Origin of the sequence: Xylanibacter ruminicola (assembly GCF_900142525.1) — a bacterium.
GTDB lineage: Bacteria > Bacteroidota > Bacteroidia > Bacteroidales > Bacteroidaceae > Prevotella > Prevotella ruminicola_A.
Map to the genome: position 1 here is coordinate 1 of NZ_FRBD01000024.1, position 19,592 is coordinate 19,592.

Consider the following 19,592-nt stretch of genomic DNA (forward strand, 5'->3'; position numbering starts at 1 on the left):
CTCTCGCTTCTTGTACTACTTCTGTCTATGTAAATCTTTCAAAGAACTCTTTCTTTTTGTTGCTTGTCAGGTGGTGTTCCTGATTTGCGGGTGCAAAGGTACGGCTTTTTTTTGAACTACCAAAACTTTTCCCAAGAAATTTTCATTTTTCATGCATTTTTTATACTGCTCTTGATAATCATCAATCACAAAAATAGATTCACCTTATTATATATTATATAAGGGCAATAGAAACAAAGAATCTATCCCCTCTCCACTATTCCCCTCATCCCGAGAGGAGGGGAGTAAAAATTTCCCTAAAAAAGTTTTGGTGTTTAGAGGAATTAAAGTAACTTTGCAACAGGAAACGAAATACATTCATCTAAAAAAAAAGACGAACATGAAGAAAGTTGTGTTAGGTTTAGCTGCTCTTGCCTGCTTAGCGATGGCAAGCTGCGGTAACATGAACCAGGTATTAAGTGCTATGACAAATGGCACGGGTATAACAAACGCCATCTCAAGCGTTATCGGTCTCGACAAAGTGAAAGCCCAGACTCTGATCGGCACATGGAAATATTCTGCACCTGGTTGTGCATTCACCAGCGAAAACCTGTTGGCTAAGGCAGGTGGTGAGGTGGCTGCCGTACAGATTGAAGAAAAGCTACAGCCCTACTATCAACAGGTTAAGATATCAGCCAGCAACACATTCATCACCTTTAACGAAGACGGCACTTTCTCATCTAAGATAGCTGGCACACCATTCAGTGGTAACTACACTTTCGACGAGGCTTCGCAGAAAATCACCCTGAAGGGACTGCTGCTGTCAGTGAACTGCTACACTAAAAAAGAAACTAATGGCATCTCTATATTATTCGAAGCCAAGAAACTGCTCACCGTACTGCAGACGATGTCGGCCTTGAGTGGCAACAAAGACCTGCAAGCGATAGGCGATTTTAGCAAAAATTACGACGGCGTACGCGTTGGATTCGATATGAAACGGTAATATTTGCAAATATATTCATAAATATTTGGTCGGTTGCGAAATTTTGTATAATTTTGCAACCGATTTCTGAATAAATATACTGAGATGAAAGTAAAGACCAACAGATTAGAAGCGCTGAGACTGATTATATCAAGTCAGCAGTTAGGAAGTCAGGACGAGTTATTGAATGCCTTGCAGAAGGAGGGATTCAAGTTAACCCAAGCTACGCTAAGCCGTGACCTAAAGCAGTTAAAGGTGGCCAAGGCCGCATCAATGAGCGGCAACTACGTTTATGTACTACCTAACGAGACGATGTACAAGCGAGTAAGCACCCCCAACAGCGTCCGCGAGATGATGCGCGTACCCGGCTTTATCAGCATTAACTTTTCGGGCAACATGGGTATCATCAAGACCCGTCCTGGCTATGCCAGTTCAATAGCATGGAACATTGACAACAGCGACATACCAGAGATTCTGGGTACCATCGCTGGTGATGACACCATATTTATAGTAATTAAAGAAGGCATCAAATATCAACAGGTGATTGAAGCACTGAGCGATGTGGTGCCAAACATGAAGTAATTCACAATTCATAATTAGAAATGGAAGAAGAAATTGAAGTCTTGGTAGCAGGCCCAGAGCACGAGAAATACGTAGATACGATTCTCGACACCATCGCCGAAGCAGCGAAGGTACGTGGCACTGGTATCGCCAAGCGTACCCATGAGTACTTAGCCAAGAAGATGCTGGAGGCCAAAGCAGTCATCGCACTTACCAAGGACGGACGATTTGCAGGTTTCAGCTATATCGAGACATGGGAGAATCAGCAATATGTTACGACCTCTGGTCTGATTGTACATCCTGACTTCAGAGGCAAGCACATTGCCAAGCGCATCAAAGACATGACCTTTACACTGGCTCGTACCCGCTGGCCACACGCCAAGATTTTCTCACTGACGAGTGGCGCCGCAGTGATGGCCATGAACACCGCACTAGGCTATCAGCCAGTAACCTTTGCCGACCTGACCGACGACGAGGCATTCTGGAAAGGTTGTGAAGGATGCTGCAACGTAGATGTGCTGCATCGCACAGGTCGCAAGTACTGTATCTGCACAGCTATGCTCTACGACCCAACCGAGCATCTGCCCGCCAAGATTTCAGACGAGGTATTGGAGCGTATCCGTAAGATTGACGGAGAAGAGTGAAAAGTTAAGAGTTAAGAATTAAGAATTAAGAAATTAAAGATATGGCAAACAAGAAAGTAGTAGTCGCATTTTCAGGAGGTCTCGACACCTCTTACACAGTTATGAAACTCACCCAGGATGGTTGGGATGTTTATGCAGCCTGCGCCAACACCGGTGGATTCAGCGACGAGCAGCTGAAGAAGAACGAGGAGAACGCCTTTAAGCTGGGTGCAAAGGCATACGTTACCCTCGATGTTACTCACGAGTATTACGAGAAGTCTCTGAAGTACATGATCTTCGGAAACGTTCTGCGTAATAACTGCTATCCTATTTCTGTAAGTAGCGAGCGTATTTTCCAGGCCATCGCCATTGCCCGTTATGCCAAGGAGATTGGTGCCGATGCCATCGCACACGGCTCAACAGGTGCCGGTAACGACCAGATCCGTTTCGACATGACCTTCCTGGTGATGGCTCCTGGCGTAGAGATCATCACCCTGACCCGCGATAAGAAGCTGACTCGTAAGGAGGAGGTTGACTATCTGAACGAGCATGGTTTCTTTGCCGACTTCACCAAGCTGAAGTATTCTTATAATGTAGGCATCTGGGGAACCAGTATCTGTGGCGGCGAGCTGCTCGACCCCACACAGGGTCTGCCAGAGGAGGCATACCTGAAGCACGTGACTGCTCCTGAGCAGGAGGCTACACTCAAAATCACTTTCGACAAGGGTGAGATTGTAGCTGTTAACGACGAGAAGTTCGACGATAAGGTCAAGGCCATCCAGAAGATTGAGGAGATTGGTGCATCATACGCTATCGGTCGCGATGCCAACGTGGGCGACACCATCATCGGCATCAAGGGTCGTGTAGGTTTCGAGGCTGCCGCTCCAAAACTGATCATCGAGGCACACCGTCTGCTGGAGAAGTCAACACTCTCTAAGTGGCAGCAGTACTGGAAGGATCAGGTAGCCAATTGGTACGGCATGTTCCTGCATGAGAGTCAGTATCTGGAGCCAGTGATGCCAGATATCGAGGCTATGCTCACCAGCAGCCAGCGCAACGTAACAGGTACAGCCATCCTGAAGCTCCGTCCTTACGGATTCGAGACTGTAGGTATCGACTCTGCCAACGACCTCACTAAGAGTAAGCTCGGCGAGTATGGTGAGACACAGACTGGTTGGACAGCCGACGAGGCTAAGGGATTCATCAAGGTATCGAGCACACCTCTGCGTGTTTACTACGGTATCCATAAAGACGAGAAAAGATAATATTAGGCAACAAACTACAGGACTTTAGGACTTATATGATTAAAATTGGAATCCTTGGAGCAGCAGGTTATACAGGCGGAGAGTTAATTCGTCTGCTGCTCAACCATCCTGAGGCGGAAATTGTATTCGCCAACTCTGAGAGTAATGCAGGCAATCTGGTATCAGATGTACATGAAGGTCTGATAGGTGACACCAATCTGAAATTCACCAACGAGATGCCTTTCGACAAGGTTGACGTTGTGTATTTCTGCTTCGGCCACGGCAAGAGTGAGGCATTCCTTAAAGAGCACACCATCCCTGAGAACGTAAAGATTATCGACTTGGCACAGGACTTCCGTATCAAGGGCAATCATGACTATGTATATGGTCTGCCTGAGATTAACAAGGAAGATATCACAAAGGCTCAGCATGTAGCTAATCCTGGTTGTTTTGCCACATGTATCCAGGTAGCATTGCTGCCCGCCGCCTACTTGAACATACTGAAAGAGGATGTGGCCGTGAATGCCATCACAGGTTCTACAGGTGCCGGACAGAAGCCAGGTGCCACCACCCACTTCTCATGGCGTAACAACAACCTGAGCATCTATAAGCCCTTCCAGCATCAGCACATCGCTGAGATTCGTCAGAGTCTGAAGCAGGTTCAGGGCTATCTCGATGCCGATATTGACTTCATCCCCTACCGTGGCGACTTTGCCCGTGGCATCTTCTGCACAGCAGTCATCAAAACACCTGCACCAGTTGAGGATGTGATCGAGGCTTACAAAGACTTCTATAAGGATGCAGCCTTTACCCACTACAGCGACAAGTCGATAGACCTGAAGCAGGTGGTGAACACCAACAAGGCATTGGTACATGTAGAGAAATACGGCAATAAGCTGCTGGTAACCTCTGCTATCGACAACCTGCTGAAGGGTGCCGTAGGTCAGGCTGTACAAAACATGAATATTATGTTCGGCATCGACGAGACCGCCGGACTCAAACTGAAAGCATCAGCTTTCTAAATCATTAAGGAGGAGACGATATGAAACTATTCGACGTTTATCCACTCTTCGACGTGAACATCGTCAAGGGAAAAGGATGTAAAGTGTGGGACGACAAAGGTCAGGAGTACCTCGACCTATATGGTGGACATGCTGTGATCAGCATCGGTCACTCTCATCCCCATTATATTAGTAAGGTAACAGAGCAGCTCAACAAGATAGGATTCTATTCCAATTCTGTTATCAACAAGCTGCAGGTAGAACTGGCCGAGCGTCTCGGCAAGATTTCCGGCTACGACGATTATCAGCTGTTCCTGATCAACTCTGGTGCCGAGGCTAACGAGAATGCGCTGAAGCTGGCCTCATTTAAGACAGGCAACACACGTGTTCTCTCATGCGAGAAAGCCTTCCACGGACGTACATCGCTGGCTGTTGAGGTAACCAACAATCCTAAGATTGTAGCCCCCATCAACGATAACCACCACGTACGATTCCTGCCACTCAACGACCTTGAGCCATGGGTACGCGAGTTGTCGAAAGGCGGCGTAGCAGCCGTTATCCTGGAGTGCATCCAGGGTGTTGGTGGCATCCTGATGGCCACACCTGAGTTTGCTCAGGGCCTGGCTTACGCTTGTAAGCGTTATGGCGCCGTGCTCATCTGCGACGAGATTCAGTGTGGATATGGTCGAAGCGGCAAGTTCTTTGCTCACCAGTGGTTGGGCATCAAACCAGATATCATCACCGTGGCAAAGGGTATCGCCAACGGATTCCCCATGGGCGGCGTGCTGATTTCACCTGAGTTCGAGCCCGTATACGGACAGCTGGGAACCACCTTCGGCGGTAACCATCTGGCTTGTGCAGCAGCGCTGGCCACACTCGACGTATTCGAGAACGAAGGACTGGTTGAGAACGCCCGCGTGGTAGGTGACTACCTGATGGAAGGCATCCGCAACATCGGTAGCTCACATATCAAGGAGGTACGTGGTCGCGGATTGATGATTGGTATTGAACTCGACATGCCTCATAAGATGGTTCGCAAACCGCTTATCAAGCATGAGCATTGCTTTACCGGCTGTGCTGGTCAGGACATTCTGCGCCTGCTGCCACCACTCTGTCTCACCAAGGCAGAAGCCGATGACTTTATCGAGAGACTGATTAGAGTACAACCAGAAGAAGATTAAGCATTATGAAAATATCAGTAATAGGAGCAGGCGCCATGGGCGGCGCTACTGTAGAAGGCCTTATTAAGGGTCAGCAGTTCAAGAACGAGGATATCACCGTGAGCGATCCATCGCAGGCTGTGGTTGACAAGTTTGCCAAGATGGGCGTTAGCGTTACTACCGACAATAAGTTGGCTGCCGATGCTGCCGACATTGTGTGCGTGGTAGTAAAACCCTGGTTGGTAGAGAAGGTACTGACCGACATCAAGCCTGAGCTGGATCCCAAGAAGCAGTTGCTGATTGTGATTGCTGCAGGTGTATCGTCAGAGAGCATCAAGGGATGGTTGGGCGAGAAGTGCCCCCCACTCTTCCTGGTTATCCCCAATATCGCTATCGCCGAGATGGCTTCGATGACATTTGTTGTACCTGTAGGTGCTTCGAAAGAAGAAACACAGAAGGTGGTAGACATCTTCGATGAGATGGGTCACACCCTGATTACCGACGAGCAGCATCTGGCCTCAGGCACCACACTGGCCAGCTGCGGTATTGCCTACGCCATGCGTTATATCCGTGCAGCAGCCGAAGGTGGCGTGGAGCTGGGCTTCAAGGCCGACGATGCCAAGAAGATTGTGATGCAGACCATGAAGGGAGCTGTAGAGCTGTTGGAGGCAAGCGGTCTGCACCCCGAAGCTGCTATAGACCTGGTAACCACTCCTGGTGGTGTCACTATCAAAGGACTGAACGAGATGGAGCATGCAGGCTTCACCTCAGCCGTTATCCGTGGACTGAAGGCAGGACTGAAATAAGGGTGAGAAGGTCAGAAAGGGAGAAGGTTATGAGAAAGGAGATAAAAAGTGCTTGGTTGATGAGGGTGATGGTATTACTATTCACTCTTCACTATTCACTATTCACTATCTCGGCACAGGATAATGCCAATGCCCGTCAGGCCAAGCGTGTATTCAACACTGCCTGGAATCATATTTATGGAAAAGAAGGCGTACGTTTTCATTATAAGATAGACATCCTTCACCTCTATAAAGAAGAAGGTACATCGTGGAACAAGGGCGACAAGGCTAAGTCGGAATATAAAGGCTCCAAGATGTGGAACGACGGTAATGTCAAATATATCCTCCGCGAGAAGAAAGGCATCGTAGAGATTCACGATCCTAAAGTGAACAAGAAGGACGAGAAGTTGCAGATGTTCAAGTTCGAGCCCGACAGCTATAACTACTCCATCGCCAAAGATCCCGAAGGACTGCTGGTAACCCTTGAAGCCAAACCCGGCGTCAAAGTGAAGATGAAGAAGATTATAGCCCTGCTCAATCAAGGCAACTACTACCCCAAGAAGTTACGCATCAAGGTGAGCATCTTCTGGGCCACCATCACCTTCTCTGACTTCCAGGCCGGCAATATCGACGATAACATCTTCGTATTCCCCAAAGAGAAATATACAAATTATAAAATAGTAGACGAACGATAAATTATACGAATAATATGGATGAGCAATTAAAGCAAATCGGTGAGCGCCTGCGTGGACTGCGCGACGTGCTCGACATCCCAGTAAGTGAGATGGCAGAAACAATCGGAATCGACTCCGAGAAGTACGAGAAAATAGAAAAAGGCGAGTTGGATATTACCATATCAAACCTGATGAAGATTGCCCACAAGTATGGTGTCAGTGCCGAGGAGCTGATGTTTGCCGAGGCACCTCACATGAAGTCATACTTCGTGGTTCGTAAGGGCCAGGGCATGAGCGTAGAGCGCACCAAGGCCTACAAGTATCAGAGTCTGGTAAGCGGTTTCGTAAACCACCATTCCGACGTGTTCATTGTAACCGTCGAGCCTAAGCCCGGTGCACGTACCATCTATAAGAACACACACCCAGGACAGGAGTTCAACCTGGTTCTCGAAGGTAAGATGGAACTCTTCATCGGCGGTAAGACCATCATCCTCGAAGAGGGCGACAGCATCTACTTCGACTCATCAAAGCCCCACGGCATGCTGGCCGTAGGCGATAAACCCGTTAAGTTCCTCGCCTTCACAGTAGAGTAAGTGAATAGCGAATAGTGAATAGTGAATAGTGAATAGTAATATGATAGAGAGATTTTTAAAACAGACTAAGTTCACCTCAGTAGAGGATTACAATAAGAATCTGGAGTTCATCATCCCTGAGAACTTCAACTTTGCCTACGATGTGATGGATGCATGGGCTGAGGAGGCACCTGAAAAGCTTGCTCTGCTCTGGACCAACGATCAGGGCGAAGAGATACGTGCCACCTATGCACAACTGAAAGAACAAAGTGATCAGGCTGCCTCATACCTCATGTCGCTGGGCATTGGCAAGGGCGACCCTGTGATGCTGATTCTGAAGCGCCGTTACGAGTGGTGGATCATCATGCTGGCCTTGTGTAAGATCGGTGCCATCGTGATTCCAGCCACCCACATGCTCACCAAGAAAGACATTATCTATCGTAACACCCGCGCCAGCGTGAAGGCTATCATCTGCGTAGACGATGCATACGTCACAGGTCAGATACAACTGGCTATGTCAGAGAGCCCCACAGTAAAGCAGTATATCACTGTAACTGATCACGGCAAGCCCATCCCCGAAGGCTTCCGTGACTGGCAGGCAGAATGGAAGCAGGCACCGAAGTTTGTGCGTCCTGCCTTCGTCAACAACAACGAAGACACAATGATTATGTACTTTACCAGCGGCACCAGCGGTGAGCCTAAGATGGTGGCTCACGACTACCTCTACGCCATGGGACACCTTACCACAGGTTGTTTCTGGCATAACCTGCACGAGGGCTCGCTGCACCTTACCGTAGCTGATACGGGTTGGGGTAAAGCCGTATGGGGTAAGTTCTACGGACAGTGGTTTGCCGGTGCAACCGTGTTCGTGTTCGACCACGAGAAGTTTAATGCCGACACCCTGCTGCGCCAGATGGAGAAATACAAGGTGACCTCGTTCTGTGCACCTCCCACCATCTACCGCTTCATGATTCGCGAGGATCTGTCGAAGTACGACCTCTCTTCGCTGCAGTACTGCTGCACTGCCGGTGAGGCACTGAACCCTGCCGTATTCGACAAGCTGAAGGAACTGATAGGTCTCAACATCATGGAAGGCTTCGGACAGACCGAAACCACCATGACACTGGGCACCTTCCCTTGGATGACACCAAAGCCAGGTTCAATGGGTATCCCTAACGCCCAGTACAACATCGACCTGATTCGTGCCGACGGTACTCCATGCGAGGACGGAGAGAAGGGAGAAATCGTGGTTCGCGTGGGCGACAAGAAACCCGTAGGACTCTTCAAAGGCTACTATCGCGATGAAGAGAAGACCCGCGAGGCTTGGCACGACGGACTCTATCATACCGGCGATATGGCTTGGCGCGATGAGGATGGTTACTACTGGTTTGAAGGCCGTATAGATGACGTGATCAAGAGTTCAGGCTATCGCATTGGCCCGTTCGAGGTAGAGAGTGCCCTGATGACCCACCCCGCAGTAGTAGAGTGCGCCATCACCGGTGTGCCCGATGAAGTGCGCGGTATGGTGGTTAAGGCTACCGTTGTGCTGGGTAAGGAATGGAAAGACAAGGCTGGCGACGACCTGGTGAAGGAGCTTCAGCAGCACGTCAAGAAAGTAACTGCCCCTTATAAGTACCCCCGCATCATCGAGTTCGTCGACGAACTGCCAAAGACCATCAGTGGTAAGATCCGTCGCGTAGAGATTCGACAGAAAGACGCCAAAAAATAATTGATAATTGACAATTAATAATTAATGGCGGCGCATAATGAGTTAGGGAAATGGGGCGAGGACAAAGCCTCAGAGTACCTACAACATCATGGCTATCAGATCATAGAACGCGACTGGAAATCAGGTCGACGTGATATTGACATTGTGGCAACCGATGGCAACGAAGTCATCTTCGTTGAAGTCAAGACCCGCCGCAACTCTCTCTATGGTGCTCCCGAAGAGGCAGTAGACTATCGCAAACTGCAGAGTCTGCGTCTGGCCATCAACCACTATATCAAATATCGCCACGTGAACTGCGACGTCAGGTTCGATATCATCTCTGTGGTAGGCACGATTGGCCTGGAGCCGAAAATAGATCACATCAAAGATGTACCATTATATTAGAAAATGAAAAGAAGAATTGTTATCAAAGTAGGATCGAACGTGCTGACACGCGATGACGGCAAACTGGATGTCACCCGCATGTCGGCCCTCGTAGATCAGATAGCCTGGCTGCGCAAGCAGGATATCGAGGTCATCCTCGTTACTTCGGGTGCTGTGGCCTGCGGTCGCCGCGAGCTTACAGTCGACCACATGCTCGACTCAGTAGAACAGCGACAGTTGTTCTCGGCTGTTGGTCAGGTAAAACTCGTAGGTCTGTATTACGACTTGTTCCGCGAGTTCGGCATTCACGTCGGACAGGTTCTTACCATGAAAGAGAACTTCAGCGCAGGCGAGCAGTATCGCAACCAGCAGGCTTGTATGACTGTGATGCTCGAGAACGATGTACTACCTATCGTCAACGAGAACGACACCGTATCAGTTACCGAGCTGATGTTCACCGATAACGACGAGCTCTCCGGCCTCATCGCACAGATGATGAAAGCCGACTCGCTCATCCTGTTGTCAAACATCGATGGTATCTACACCGGCAACCCCGACGATCCTTCTTCTGAACTGATTCGTACGGTAGCCCCATGCACCGACCTCTCTAAGTATATCCAGACAGAGAAGAGTGCCTTCGGTCGTGGAGGCATGCACTCTAAGTATCACACTGCCAGCAACGTACAGTGTGCCGGCATACATGTGATCATTGCCAATGGTACCCGTGATGATATCCTGATTGATCTCATCGAGCGCCCCAAATCAACACCTCACACCGAATTCCTAACATAGAAGAAATATGCAACTGAAAGAGACATTCGAACGAGTGAAGCGTGCCAGCAAGAGTCTGGCTCTGCTTAGCGACGAGCAGCGCAACGAGATACTGAATGCCGTTGCCGATGCCATCGTTGGTAGTAAGGCAAGAATCCTCGAAGCCAACGCTCAGGATCTGGCAAAGATGTCGAAGGAGAATCCTCTTTACGATCGTCTGCAATTAACCGACAGCCGCTTAGAGGGCATCGCCTCCGATATGCGCAATGTGGCCACACTGCCATCTCCCTTAGGACATATCACCAAGCAGAAGACGCTGCCCAATGGTCTGCGTCTGTGTCGCGTATCGGTACCTTTCGGTGTGATTGGTATGATCTACGAGGCCCGTCCAAACGTTACGTTCGATGTTTTCTCGCTCTGTTTCAAGAGCGGCAATGCCTGCGTACTCAAGGGTGGTAAGGATGCCGACTGTAGTAACCGCGAAGAGGTGGCTCTGATTCATGAGATACTTACGAAGTATGGTGTTTCTAAAGATGTGGTAGCGCTGTTGCCAGCCACTCACGAGGCTACAGGCGAGATGCTAAATGCCGTAGGCTATGTTGATCTCTGCATCCCCCGTGGCGGTCGCAAGCTCATTGATTTCGTTCGCGATACCGCCCGCATACCAGTTATCGAAACGGGGGCAGGCGTAGTGCATATCTATTTCGACAAAGATGGTGACTTGGAGAAAGGAAAAGCCATTATCAACAATGCCAAGACACGCCGCGTCAGTGTGTGCAATGCGCTCGACACACTGCTCGTCCACAAAGACAGGGAGGGCGAACTTGACGAATTACTGGCTCCGATGAAAGGAAAGGTGGAGATCTTCTTCAACGATGAGAGCCGCTATGACACAGAATTCATGGATTACAAGATGAATGTCGTAACCGTCAAATCTTTGGAGGAGGCTCTCAACCATATCGACCAACACGGCAGTGGTCATAGCGAGGCCATCGTCACCGAGAATGAAGCGGCTGCCCGCAAGTTCCAGGCTCATGTCGATGCTGCCTGTGTCTATTGGAATGCACCCACATCGTTCACCGATGGAGCCCAGTTCGGGCTTGGTGCCGAGATAGGCATCTCTACCCAGAAGCTAGGACCCCGCGGACCGATGGCACTCGAAGAGATTACCACCTACAAGTGGCTCATCGAGGGTGAAGGACAGATTCGTCCATAGACAACAGATAAGGAGGGAACGATATGAAAAGAAAGATTACTGTATTACTGATTTTCCTTTTGCTGCCACTCGTACTGGCTGCACAAAACAATAAGGGCGAAATAGACCGGTTGACAAAAGAGATGTACCGACTGTACTCTACTCACGAGGTTGAGCAGTTCATGGATGTCACCGAACAGCTGAAGGATGCCTGTCTGAAAGCGAAAGACGAGGGACTATTCTACAGGACCTGGGCCAATCAGGCCTACTATACATTCTCTAAGATCAGTAGAGAGAAAGGTATGGAGGTAGCCAAGGCCATGAACGATTACAGTCAGAAGCACGACAGCAAACTGGGTTTCTACTATTCATCCCTGGCCAATGCCAGCCAAGCCAGTGCGCTGAGGATGGAGATAAAGGCCGAGGAGTATTATCTTAAAGCCATCAAATACAAGCAGGCTTATCTTCCACAGATCAATGCTGCACCAGCCTATCTGGGCTTGGCTAAGATATACCATAATCGCAGAGACCAGAAGAAGGTGCTGGAGATGACCGACAAGGCTCTTAAGGAACCGAACCTTAACGGGCCGTCGATAGTTGATGCGTGGAGCTACCGATGCATTGCTGCCATGCATAACAGTGGCGAGGCTCAAAAGACAGAACTGAACAAAGCCTATGCGGAATGGAAACGACTCTCGGAGAAATACAAATATCGCTCTACCTTTACCAACGATATTGAAATATACCATGCACAGGTAAACGGCGACTATGAGAAGATGCTGGAGGTGGCCCAACAGGTAAAGCAGCCGCAGGAGAAATACAAGATGATGTCTTATGCCTACGAATGGCAGGGCAAATGGAAAGAGGCCCTGAAATACCACAAGGAGTATAAAAAGGCTAGCGACTCAAGCAATACGTCAGATATTCGCAAGCAGGCGGCAGAGCATGCCATGCAGATGGATATTATCCGAGCCGAGAACAAGACTAAAGAGTTACTGCTGCACAACCAGTCGCTGAAACTGGCTCATGCCCAGGACGAACTGGAGCAGCGCCGACTGGAGGAAGAGGCACTAAGTCTTACGCTGAAGAACCGCGACATAGAACTGAACAACGCATCTATCAAACTTAAGAACGACAGTCTGGACCGCCAGGCACAGCAGTTGAAGCTGAGCGAGTATCAGTCTAAGCTCGAGGTGGAACAGCATAAGGAGAAGATAGAGCGCATCACGCTATGGACAGCCATCGGCGTGGGACTGCTCATCATCGCCTTCCTCTGCATCTATCTATACCGCCGCAGCCGCCACATGAAGGATCTTACCGTGGCCTACGACAAGTTGGAAACAGCCTACGAGCAACTGGAGCAGACCACCGCCGCCAAGGAGCGCATTGAGAGCGAGCTGCGCATTGCCCGCGAGATACAGATGTCGATGGTGCCACACGAGTTTCCCCAGCGCCCCGACTTGGATCTCTATGCATCGATGAACCCGGCAAAGGAGGTGGGTGGCGACCTTTACGACTATCTGCTTGAAGACGATATAGTATATTTCTGTCTGGGTGATGTATCAGGTAAGGGAGTGCCGGCCTCACTGTTTATGGCGCAGACCATACGTCTGTTCCGTGCGCTGGCCAAGCAGCACCAGATGCCTGCCACAATAGCCACACGACTGAACAACGAACTGACTGAGAAAAACGACAACGGCATGTTTGTAACAATGTTTATCGGGCAGCTAAACCTCAACACCGGACTGTTCCACTTCTGCAATGCCGGTCACAACCCTCCTGTAATCGGAGGCGACGAAAATCATGGTTCGTTCCTTGAGATGGAGCCGAATGCACCTATCGGGCTATGGCCGGAACTGGAGTACATCGGCGAGGAGATAGAATCCATCAAGGGGCGCCCTCTCTTCATTTATTCCGACGGACTGAATGAAGCCGAGAACACGAAACAGGAACAGTTTGGCGATGACCACATGCTCAATATACTGAGGCATACAAAGTTCAAGGATGCCCGCCACGTAGTAGAGCTTATGGAAGCAGAAGTGAAACGTCATCGTGATGGCGCAGAGCCAAGCGACGACATGACCATCATGTGCCTCAAAGCATTATAATAGTAATAAACAAAAGTATTAAGATATGAAGAGTTTTATAAACGTTGAAGACCTCGGTCCATTGGATAAGGCGATGGCCGAAGCATTTGAGATCAAGAACGATCGTTTCAAATATCAGCATCTTGGCAAGAACAAGACGCTCATGATGATATTCTTCAATAACTCCCTGCGCACACGTCTTTCTACCCAGAAGGCCGCTATGAACCTCGGCATGAATGTGATCGTGCTCGATGTGAATGCCGGTGCCTGGAAGTTGGAGACCGAGCGTGGTGTCATCATGGATGGCGACAAGAGCGAGCACCTGCTCGAGGCTATCCCCGTGATGGGATGCTACTGCGACCTAATCGGTGTGCGCTCGTTTGCCGGACTCACCGACCGCGAGTACGACTATGCCGAGACCGTGCTGCAGCAGTTCATCAAATACTCCGGCCGCCCCGTCTTCGCCATGGAGACAGCCACCGTTCACCCCCTGCAGGCCTTTGCCGACCTCATCACCATCGAGGAGCATAAGGTGGTTGAACGTCCTAAGGTGGTACTCACCTGGGCACCTCACTGCCGTGCATTGCCTCAGGCAGTACCTAACTCGTTTGCACAGTGGATGAACGCCGCTCCTGATGTGGACCTCGTGATTACACACCCCGAGGGCTACGAGCTCGACCCGAAGTTCGTGGGCAACGCCGTTGTAGAGTACGACCAGAAGAAAGCCTTCGAGGGTGCCGACTTTATCTACGCCAAGAACTGGAGTAACCCTGGTGTTACTAACCCTGCCGACTACGGAAAGATTACATCAAAGGATATGTCGTGGACCGTTGACACCGAGCACATGTCATGGACAAACAATGGTAAGTTCATGCACTGTCTGCCCGTACGTCGTAACCTCATTGTTACCGACGATGTCATCGAGTCGCCCAATAGCCTTGTAATACCAGAAGCAGCCAATCGTGAGATCAGCTGCTCAGTAGTTATCAAGCGAATGCTCGAAGCACTGTAAAGTCGATTCTAGAAAATCTTATAAGCTACACGTACCTGTATATTTGGCCAGGCCTTCAACCACGACAGTACATTGGTGATGCCCGAATTGCTGCCCGACGAATCGATCTCAGTTCCGTTGTTCAGTACGAATTTCGGTGATCCCCAGAACATGAGGCCTGCATCTACGGCCAAACTAACACGATGTGTCTTAGCCAGGTGCTGACCAAAGCCTACACCGATATAAGGTTTCACAGCATTGGTCTTCATGCGCACGTCGATGTTACCATTCTCATCGGCAGTGAATATGTAATCGCCGAATTTCAGTCCGATAGGCGGATAGTTAGTGCGGTAGAGTCTGTTGTAGTCTTCCACCTTCTGATTAGCATCGTAGAGGAATCCCAGCGCACCTTCGTTGGTGTTCTTGAAGTGAACAAAATTCTGGCTGCCGAAGAATAAACCTGCCGAGAAGTAGAAAGGCTGGTTATGGAACGGATGCACCTCGCCCAGCACGTAGAAGTTCCAGAAGTTAGGATTGACTTGCAGTTCTACCTTATCAACCATCTGTGCACGCTTGATGGCATCCTCTTCTACCATCTGCATCTGAGTAATCTCGGAGGCGGTGTTAATGGCCTTAAACTTGATCTTACCTATATTCCATCCAGCAAAACCGGCTCTTACCGTCACTAACTTGTGCACGGGCATAGCCACATCGACACCAGTACCTGTAAGTCCGGTGGTCAAACCTACAGAGAGGTGGTTGAACAAGCCGTCCTCGGCATGTATCTTATCGTCATTCTGAGCCTGAACCCCTGTTGCCGCAAACATCATCGCGATGAGAACGATGAGACTTTGAATATTGTGTTTCATACCTATTTATATTTATTTAAAGTGTAACTTGTTCGACTTAATAAGCAGGTTGGTAACCGACAGGCTCAAGGGGTGGAAGCCATATAGATAGTCGCTGGTATAAGGTGAGCCACCGTTGATGATGCAGTGTACGTAGTCGTGGCAAGCCATATCCATAGGTATGATGCCCACGGTGCCCTCGTATTTCTGCAGGTCGTCGACAACCAGCGGGTGCAGGTTGGAGGCATTGGTAATATATCCGCGTGGCGACACCTCGGTATAGGCCGAGCAGTGGTTCACTATCCAGATGTTCTCATCGGATGCGGTAGCCTCGCGTGCCGTGTGCATCATGTCGATCACTGTCTTCTGCTTGTTCTTCATGCGCTTCTCGGTAGTGGTCTTGTAGTAGTCTTGCTTGTAGAGCTTAGCCATCACCGTTTCATCTTCCATGCTATACATGGCACAGTTGCGCTGAGCCTCGGGGTTGAGTTCCTCATCGATATCGGGATCCTCATCGGGCCAGTCGCAGTACACGATTGGATAATGGAAGACTGCGTTAAACGGGCGCAGGTCGAAGCGGCTCAGCCACAGAATCTTGCCGCGCATCTCGGCTACGGTGATGTCTGGGCGCCAGTTCTCAACGAACAGACCCTGATACTTCGACATGTGCAATACATTGCTGAGCAGGGTGTACAAGTCTTTCTGATCTTCAAAACCGTTGTCGAACTGCAGCTTGACAATGAAGAACTCCGTCGGATGAGCTTTCAGGTAGCTTTGAAGCTGGTCGATAGTCCACTCGAAAGTGATGTCGAGCTCACTGATGCCGTGTGTCAGACGTAAGATCTTCTTCTTAGCAATTGTGTCGGTGCTCACCACAGGACGGATGTCGAAGAAGCGCAGACCGCTGGCCATCTGTTCGCCGAGTGTTGACACCTGACTGATAGCCGTCATGTTAAAGATAAACTTCAGCACAGGCTGATAGAATCCCATACCGGTCATGGTGTCGTGGGTACCAGGGATGCTCAGCTTGCACACCTTTGTCTCGTCCTTTACCATACTCAGCCAGTCGGTGGCAGGTGTTGGCAGGTCGTAGGCCACGATGATGGAGTCTTGATAGCCCTCAGAAAAAATGAAAGGCGAATCGAGCGAGGTGTTCTCGTCGTAGACTTTCTCCAAGTCATCTTGACTACAACTGTTCAATACTGTCATGGCCGCTATAGCCATGATGCCAAACATAAGTTTCTTGTACATAATCAGATTGTTTTAAGTTATTATTATCGGTTTTAATATTTTGCAAGTCAAGCCACAACTTAGAATCTCATTCCGAAGTTAATCTGCACGTCGGCCTCGCGGTTGTTTATCTTGGTATCGGCATTGTTTCGGTACAGATACTGGCGATAATTCGCAAGGAAATTCAGCAGATAACGGCCAAAGCTATAGCTCACAGCTACTCGCCCGAAGCAGTTGAACATAAAACGGCTGCGACCGTTATCCACCGCGTCGTAGTAGTGAGCGTCGTAGTTGCTCCAAAGCTGTCGCTCTGCCTCTATCTGATTGGCTCTTTCGGTTGGGTCGGTCGATGTGCCGGCGTATTCGTATGGTGAACTGAAGTCCTCGCCATGGTGATACAGATTGTTCCAAATGGAAATCATCGGTATTACCGACATGTGTACACACAATTTTCCGCCGTTGATAGCCCAGTTATATCCATATCCCGCGCCTAAAGAAAATTTCTTGTTGAAGAATATGTCGCGGTCGTAGTTGAAAAGATCATTGGCTCCGAACCTACTCTGGTAGTAATTACCCATTACAAACACGCTGCCTGCACTGCGTTTCTGCACCATGTCGCCGTAAGCACCGGCTGCTAGGCTGAATCTCTTGTTGTTGAACACGTAGTACCCCTCAATATAGAAAATCTTAAGGTCTATCTGACCTGCAGGGATGGTGCTTTCGGAGGTGATGGCAGGGTCGTGGGTTTCGTTCGCAAAATTGTCAACCCATTGTTGCGTGGCCTGATTATACGCATCGTCAAGAATACCCTCCATGTTCCTTAGCGACTTGTATCGTATGCGAGCGCCCCAAACAGAGCCGTTCTTCGCCAGTCCGAACGACATGCTGTAGCGGTTGCGTATGGGGATGGGCAGTTCTATAGATATGCCGCGCCAATCTATGCCCAGTTCTAACTCATTCTGGTAGGTGTGCATATCGGCCTTCATGTATTTCTTTTCCGAAAAGTTCGGTGGCATGTACTCTGTGAAAGGTATGTCGTTATTGTCGACCAACACGGGGAACGTCATGTCGTGCTGCTGAAAATAGCCATAATATCCCAGATAAACCATTCTACTCAGCTTGGGTTTGCGTATGTAGTTAGTGTCGACGCCTTCTTCCTGCATACGATCAAGCATGGCGTCGGTAGATTTCAGGAACTTGCCGAGTCCATGATCCCAGAAACTTCTTTTCTCTTGCGCAAGCGCGCTAAGTGAGACAGAACAGGCTAATAACAAAATTATATCATACCGTATCTTCATATTCAATGACTGCAAGATTGTTTTAAGTTACTATTTATAGTTTGCGGATATCCACTCGATAATATTCAGGAAGAAGCTAAGGGCTGCCGTCTCATGGTTGGTGGCGCCGAGTTCTTTGATCAGTTCGGAGCTGTACTCATCTTCATACGCAAACTCCTCGTACCACAGACCTACAAGGCTCTCTTCTATCTCCTGTTGGCTGGGGATTGAGGGGTTATCGCTGATGAGACACTGGCCGGTCATTTCCTTGGGCTGTTGCAGGCCCATGATGTGGAGCACGGAAGGGGCCACATCGGCCAGGATGCCGCTGCGCACCGTCGCGTTCTTGTTCGCCGTCACGTAGATGAAGGGGACAGGGTTCGTAGAGTGTGCCGTGTTGGGTGTGCCGTCGTCATTGATGGCATGGTCGGCATTGCCGTGGTCGGCGGTGATAATGACGTCGTAGCCCATTGTCTTGGCCGTCTCCACGACCTCGTTCAGGCACTGGTCAATCACCGTCACGGCCTTTCCGATGGCGGTATAGACGCCTGTGTGACCCACCATGTCGGCGTTGGCGAAATTTACTACAATCCAGTCGTACTTGTCGGTCTTGAGAGCCCCCACCAATCTATCCTTCACCTCGATGGCCGACATCTCGGGCTTTAGGTCGTAGGTGGCCTTCAGGTAGTCCATGTAAGGTGTGGCTGTCTGTGCAATCACGTCCCCCCGGCCCTTGTCGCCGATGCCCCAGCCGTCCAGAATTATCAGCAGTGCCTTCTTGGCGTGGCCGTCGGCCTTCGTCCCCGGGTTATCGATGTTCGTCGTACAAGCTGTGAACATCATCATGCCGCAAACAAAGATGGCAGCTTTCATCCAATGCATCATTCTAACCATTATCAAATTGTTTTAAGTTAATAGTAATGTTATCTATGTTTCGGTTAGTTTAATACGAACTACATGCTCCCCTTTTCGGCCTCGGTTACGAAGCAGGCCACCAGTCCGTAGGTGATGGTGGGGCGGATCCATATTTCCACCAGCAAATATTCGGTATATTCGTTGGATGGCTCCAGATAGATGTCCAGATTATAGAGTGCGGCAATGATCATATCGATGACGCAGATGGCCCACAGGTTGCGCTTGGTATAGCTTTTCCAGTTTTTGCGCGCATAGAAATAGGTGAGCATGCAGAGCAGCAGTACCGACAGTGTGAGGCACACCAGATGGAGCGAGCGATAGGCCAGCGGCGGCGCGAAGAGAATGTCACGCAGCAGTACCGTGATGCCCACCGAGATGGAACACCAGTAGTTGAAACTAAAGGTGTCGAGATGGTTGAAGAAATACATCCATATCATGACCAGGCTGGCAATGTAGAACATATTGAGCACCAGTTCGGGCCAGGTATTGGCCAATCCGAAGTGCATAACGGCGTAAAGCATGACGCCAACCGACAGTGTGCCACCCACAGCGGTAACCACAATGTCGAATATCTTAGCACCTTTCTTGAATCTTGTTTGCATATA

General features: G+C 49.6%; 18 protein-coding genes and 2 pseudogenes. 15 read left to right on the plus strand and 5 right to left on the minus strand.

All coding sequences use genetic code 11. From position 1 onward, the window contains the following. Positions 1-379: 379 nt before the first annotated feature. The 15 genes and pseudogenes from BUB86_RS14340 to BUB86_RS14410 all read left to right on the plus strand — a co-directional run bounded on the left by BUB86_RS14340 (position 380) and on the right by BUB86_RS14410 (position 14,738). Positions 380-982, plus strand: a complete 603-nt coding sequence (locus tag BUB86_RS14340) for a DUF4923 family protein (protein WP_073210739.1) — start codon at positions 380-382, stop codon at positions 980-982. 84 nt (positions 983-1,066) lie between these two features. Then, positions 1,067-1,543 (plus strand): arginine repressor, encoded by a 477-nt coding sequence (gene argR, locus BUB86_RS14345; protein WP_073210741.1) that lies wholly within the window; start codon positions 1,067-1,069, stop codon positions 1,541-1,543. Between the two features lie 20 nt (positions 1,544-1,563). Continuing rightward, complete coding sequence (locus BUB86_RS14350; protein ID WP_073210743.1) at positions 1,564-2,166, plus strand: GNAT family N-acetyltransferase; 603 nt, start codon at positions 1,564-1,566, stop codon at positions 2,164-2,166. Between the two features lie 41 nt (positions 2,167-2,207). Next, positions 2,208-3,410: an argininosuccinate synthase gene (locus BUB86_RS14355; protein WP_073210745.1), complete on the plus strand. Its 1,203-nt coding sequence runs from the start codon at positions 2,208-2,210 to the stop codon at positions 3,408-3,410. Positions 3,411-3,445: 35 nt separating this feature from the next. Beyond that, complete coding sequence (argC, locus tag BUB86_RS14360; RefSeq protein ID WP_073210747.1) at positions 3,446-4,411, plus strand: N-acetyl-gamma-glutamyl-phosphate reductase; 966 nt, start codon at positions 3,446-3,448, stop codon at positions 4,409-4,411. A 20-nt stretch (positions 4,412-4,431) separates the two neighbouring features. Further along, the gene (locus BUB86_RS14365; RefSeq protein ID WP_073210749.1) at positions 4,432-5,571 is read left to right on the plus strand and encodes an aspartate aminotransferase family protein; all 1,140 of its coding nucleotides are present in this window, start codon (positions 4,432-4,434) and stop codon (positions 5,569-5,571) included. Positions 5,572-5,576: 5 nt separating this feature from the next. Further along, positions 5,577-6,356, plus strand: a complete 780-nt coding sequence (locus BUB86_RS14370) for a pyrroline-5-carboxylate reductase family protein (RefSeq protein WP_073210751.1) — start codon at positions 5,577-5,579, stop codon at positions 6,354-6,356. A gap of 29 nt (positions 6,357-6,385) precedes the next feature. Further along, a complete protein-coding gene (locus tag BUB86_RS14375; protein WP_139261650.1) occupies positions 6,386-7,030 on the plus strand; it encodes a hypothetical protein in 645 nt (214 codons plus the stop codon). A 14-nt stretch (positions 7,031-7,044) separates the two neighbouring features. Next, the gene (locus BUB86_RS14380) at positions 7,045-7,602 is read left to right on the plus strand and encodes a helix-turn-helix domain-containing protein (protein WP_073210754.1); all 558 of its coding nucleotides are present in this window, start codon (positions 7,045-7,047) and stop codon (positions 7,600-7,602) included. A gap of 40 nt (positions 7,603-7,642) precedes the next feature. Continuing rightward, the gene (locus BUB86_RS14385) at positions 7,643-9,310 is read left to right on the plus strand and encodes an AMP-binding protein (protein ID WP_073210756.1); all 1,668 of its coding nucleotides are present in this window, start codon (positions 7,643-7,645) and stop codon (positions 9,308-9,310) included. Between the two features lie 24 nt (positions 9,311-9,334). Next, positions 9,335-9,694, plus strand: coding sequence for a YraN family protein (locus BUB86_RS14390; protein ID WP_073210758.1), 360 nt, complete (start codon positions 9,335-9,337; stop codon positions 9,692-9,694). Between the two features lie 3 nt (positions 9,695-9,697). Next, positions 9,698-10,456 (plus strand): annotated as a pseudogene (proB, locus tag BUB86_RS14395) (glutamate 5-kinase); the annotation flags it as partial. Positions 10,457-10,472: 16 nt separating this feature from the next. Then, positions 10,473-11,660, plus strand: a complete 1,188-nt coding sequence (locus BUB86_RS14400; RefSeq protein ID WP_073210762.1) for a glutamate-5-semialdehyde dehydrogenase — start codon at positions 10,473-10,475, stop codon at positions 11,658-11,660. Positions 11,661-11,683: 23 nt separating this feature from the next. Beyond that, on the plus strand, positions 11,684-13,747 hold the full coding sequence (locus tag BUB86_RS17080) for a PP2C family protein-serine/threonine phosphatase (protein WP_254795184.1): 2,064 nt from the start codon (positions 11,684-11,686) through the stop codon (positions 13,745-13,747). 25 nt (positions 13,748-13,772) lie between these two features. Further along, positions 13,773-14,738 (plus strand): acetylornithine carbamoyltransferase, encoded by a 966-nt coding sequence (locus BUB86_RS14410; RefSeq protein WP_073210764.1) that lies wholly within the window; start codon positions 13,773-13,775, stop codon positions 14,736-14,738. A gap of 8 nt (positions 14,739-14,746) precedes the next feature. Here BUB86_RS14410 and BUB86_RS14415 read toward each other — a convergent pair whose 3' ends face one another. The 5 genes and pseudogenes from BUB86_RS14415 to BUB86_RS14435 all read right to left on the minus strand — a co-directional run bounded on the left by BUB86_RS14415 (position 14,747) and on the right by BUB86_RS14435 (position 19,589). Next, positions 14,747-15,586 (minus strand): hypothetical protein, encoded by an 840-nt coding sequence (locus tag BUB86_RS14415; protein ID WP_139261652.1) that lies wholly within the window; start codon positions 15,584-15,586, stop codon positions 14,747-14,749. Positions 15,587-15,598: 12 nt separating this feature from the next. Continuing rightward, positions 15,599-16,816: a hypothetical protein gene (locus BUB86_RS14420; protein WP_073210767.1), complete on the minus strand. Its 1,218-nt coding sequence runs from the start codon at positions 16,814-16,816 to the stop codon at positions 15,599-15,601. A gap of 59 nt (positions 16,817-16,875) precedes the next feature. Next, a complete protein-coding gene (locus BUB86_RS14425) occupies positions 16,876-18,093 on the minus strand; it encodes a DUF4421 family protein (protein WP_081373272.1) in 1,218 nt (405 codons plus the stop codon). 216 nt (positions 18,094-18,309) lie between these two features. Continuing rightward, positions 18,310-18,966: pseudogene (locus tag BUB86_RS18070) on the minus strand (alkaline phosphatase family protein); the annotation flags it as partial. A 59-nt stretch (positions 18,967-19,025) separates the two neighbouring features. Continuing rightward, entirely contained in the window at positions 19,026-19,589 is a 564-nt protein-coding gene (locus BUB86_RS14435) for a hypothetical protein (RefSeq protein WP_073210770.1), read from the minus strand. Positions 19,590-19,592 lie beyond the last annotated feature (3 nt).

Bases quoted from the DNA above. Each gene is read 5' to 3' on its own strand.
- BUB86_RS14435 (WP_073210770.1), bottom strand. From the start codon at position 19,589: ATGCAAACAAGATTCAAGAAAGGTGCTAAGATATTCGACATTGTGGTT.
- BUB86_RS14350 (WP_073210743.1), top strand. From the start codon at position 1,564: ATGGAAGAAGAAATTGAAGTCTTGGTAGCAGGCCCAGAGCACGAGAAA.
- argR (WP_073210741.1), top strand. From the start codon at position 1,067: ATGAAAGTAAAGACCAACAGATTAGAAGCGCTGAGACTGATTATATCA.
- BUB86_RS17080 (WP_254795184.1), top strand. From the start codon at position 11,684: ATGAAAAGAAAGATTACTGTATTACTGATTTTCCTTTTGCTGCCACTC.
- BUB86_RS14365 (WP_073210749.1), top strand. From the start codon at position 4,432: ATGAAACTATTCGACGTTTATCCACTCTTCGACGTGAACATCGTCAAG.
- BUB86_RS14340 (WP_073210739.1), top strand. From the start codon at position 380: ATGAAGAAAGTTGTGTTAGGTTTAGCTGCTCTTGCCTGCTTAGCGATG.
- BUB86_RS14400 (WP_073210762.1), top strand. From the start codon at position 10,473: ATGCAACTGAAAGAGACATTCGAACGAGTGAAGCGTGCCAGCAAGAGT.
- argC (WP_073210747.1), top strand. From the start codon at position 3,446: ATGATTAAAATTGGAATCCTTGGAGCAGCAGGTTATACAGGCGGAGAG.
- BUB86_RS14390 (WP_073210758.1), top strand. From the start codon at position 9,335: ATGGCGGCGCATAATGAGTTAGGGAAATGGGGCGAGGACAAAGCCTCA.
- BUB86_RS14425 (WP_081373272.1), bottom strand. From the start codon at position 18,093: ATGAAGATACGGTATGATATAATTTTGTTATTAGCCTGTTCTGTCTCA.
- BUB86_RS14380 (WP_073210754.1), top strand. From the start codon at position 7,045: ATGGATGAGCAATTAAAGCAAATCGGTGAGCGCCTGCGTGGACTGCGC.
- BUB86_RS14385 (WP_073210756.1), top strand. From the start codon at position 7,643: ATGATAGAGAGATTTTTAAAACAGACTAAGTTCACCTCAGTAGAGGAT.
- BUB86_RS14370 (WP_073210751.1), top strand. From the start codon at position 5,577: ATGAAAATATCAGTAATAGGAGCAGGCGCCATGGGCGGCGCTACTGTA.
- BUB86_RS14415 (WP_139261652.1), bottom strand. From the start codon at position 15,586: ATGAAACACAATATTCAAAGTCTCATCGTTCTCATCGCGATGATGTTT.
- BUB86_RS14355 (WP_073210745.1), top strand. From the start codon at position 2,208: ATGGCAAACAAGAAAGTAGTAGTCGCATTTTCAGGAGGTCTCGACACC.
- BUB86_RS14420 (WP_073210767.1), bottom strand. From the start codon at position 16,816: ATGTACAAGAAACTTATGTTTGGCATCATGGCTATAGCGGCCATGACA.
- BUB86_RS14375 (WP_139261650.1), top strand. From the start codon at position 6,386: ATGAGAAAGGAGATAAAAAGTGCTTGGTTGATGAGGGTGATGGTATTA.
- BUB86_RS14410 (WP_073210764.1), top strand. From the start codon at position 13,773: ATGAAGAGTTTTATAAACGTTGAAGACCTCGGTCCATTGGATAAGGCG.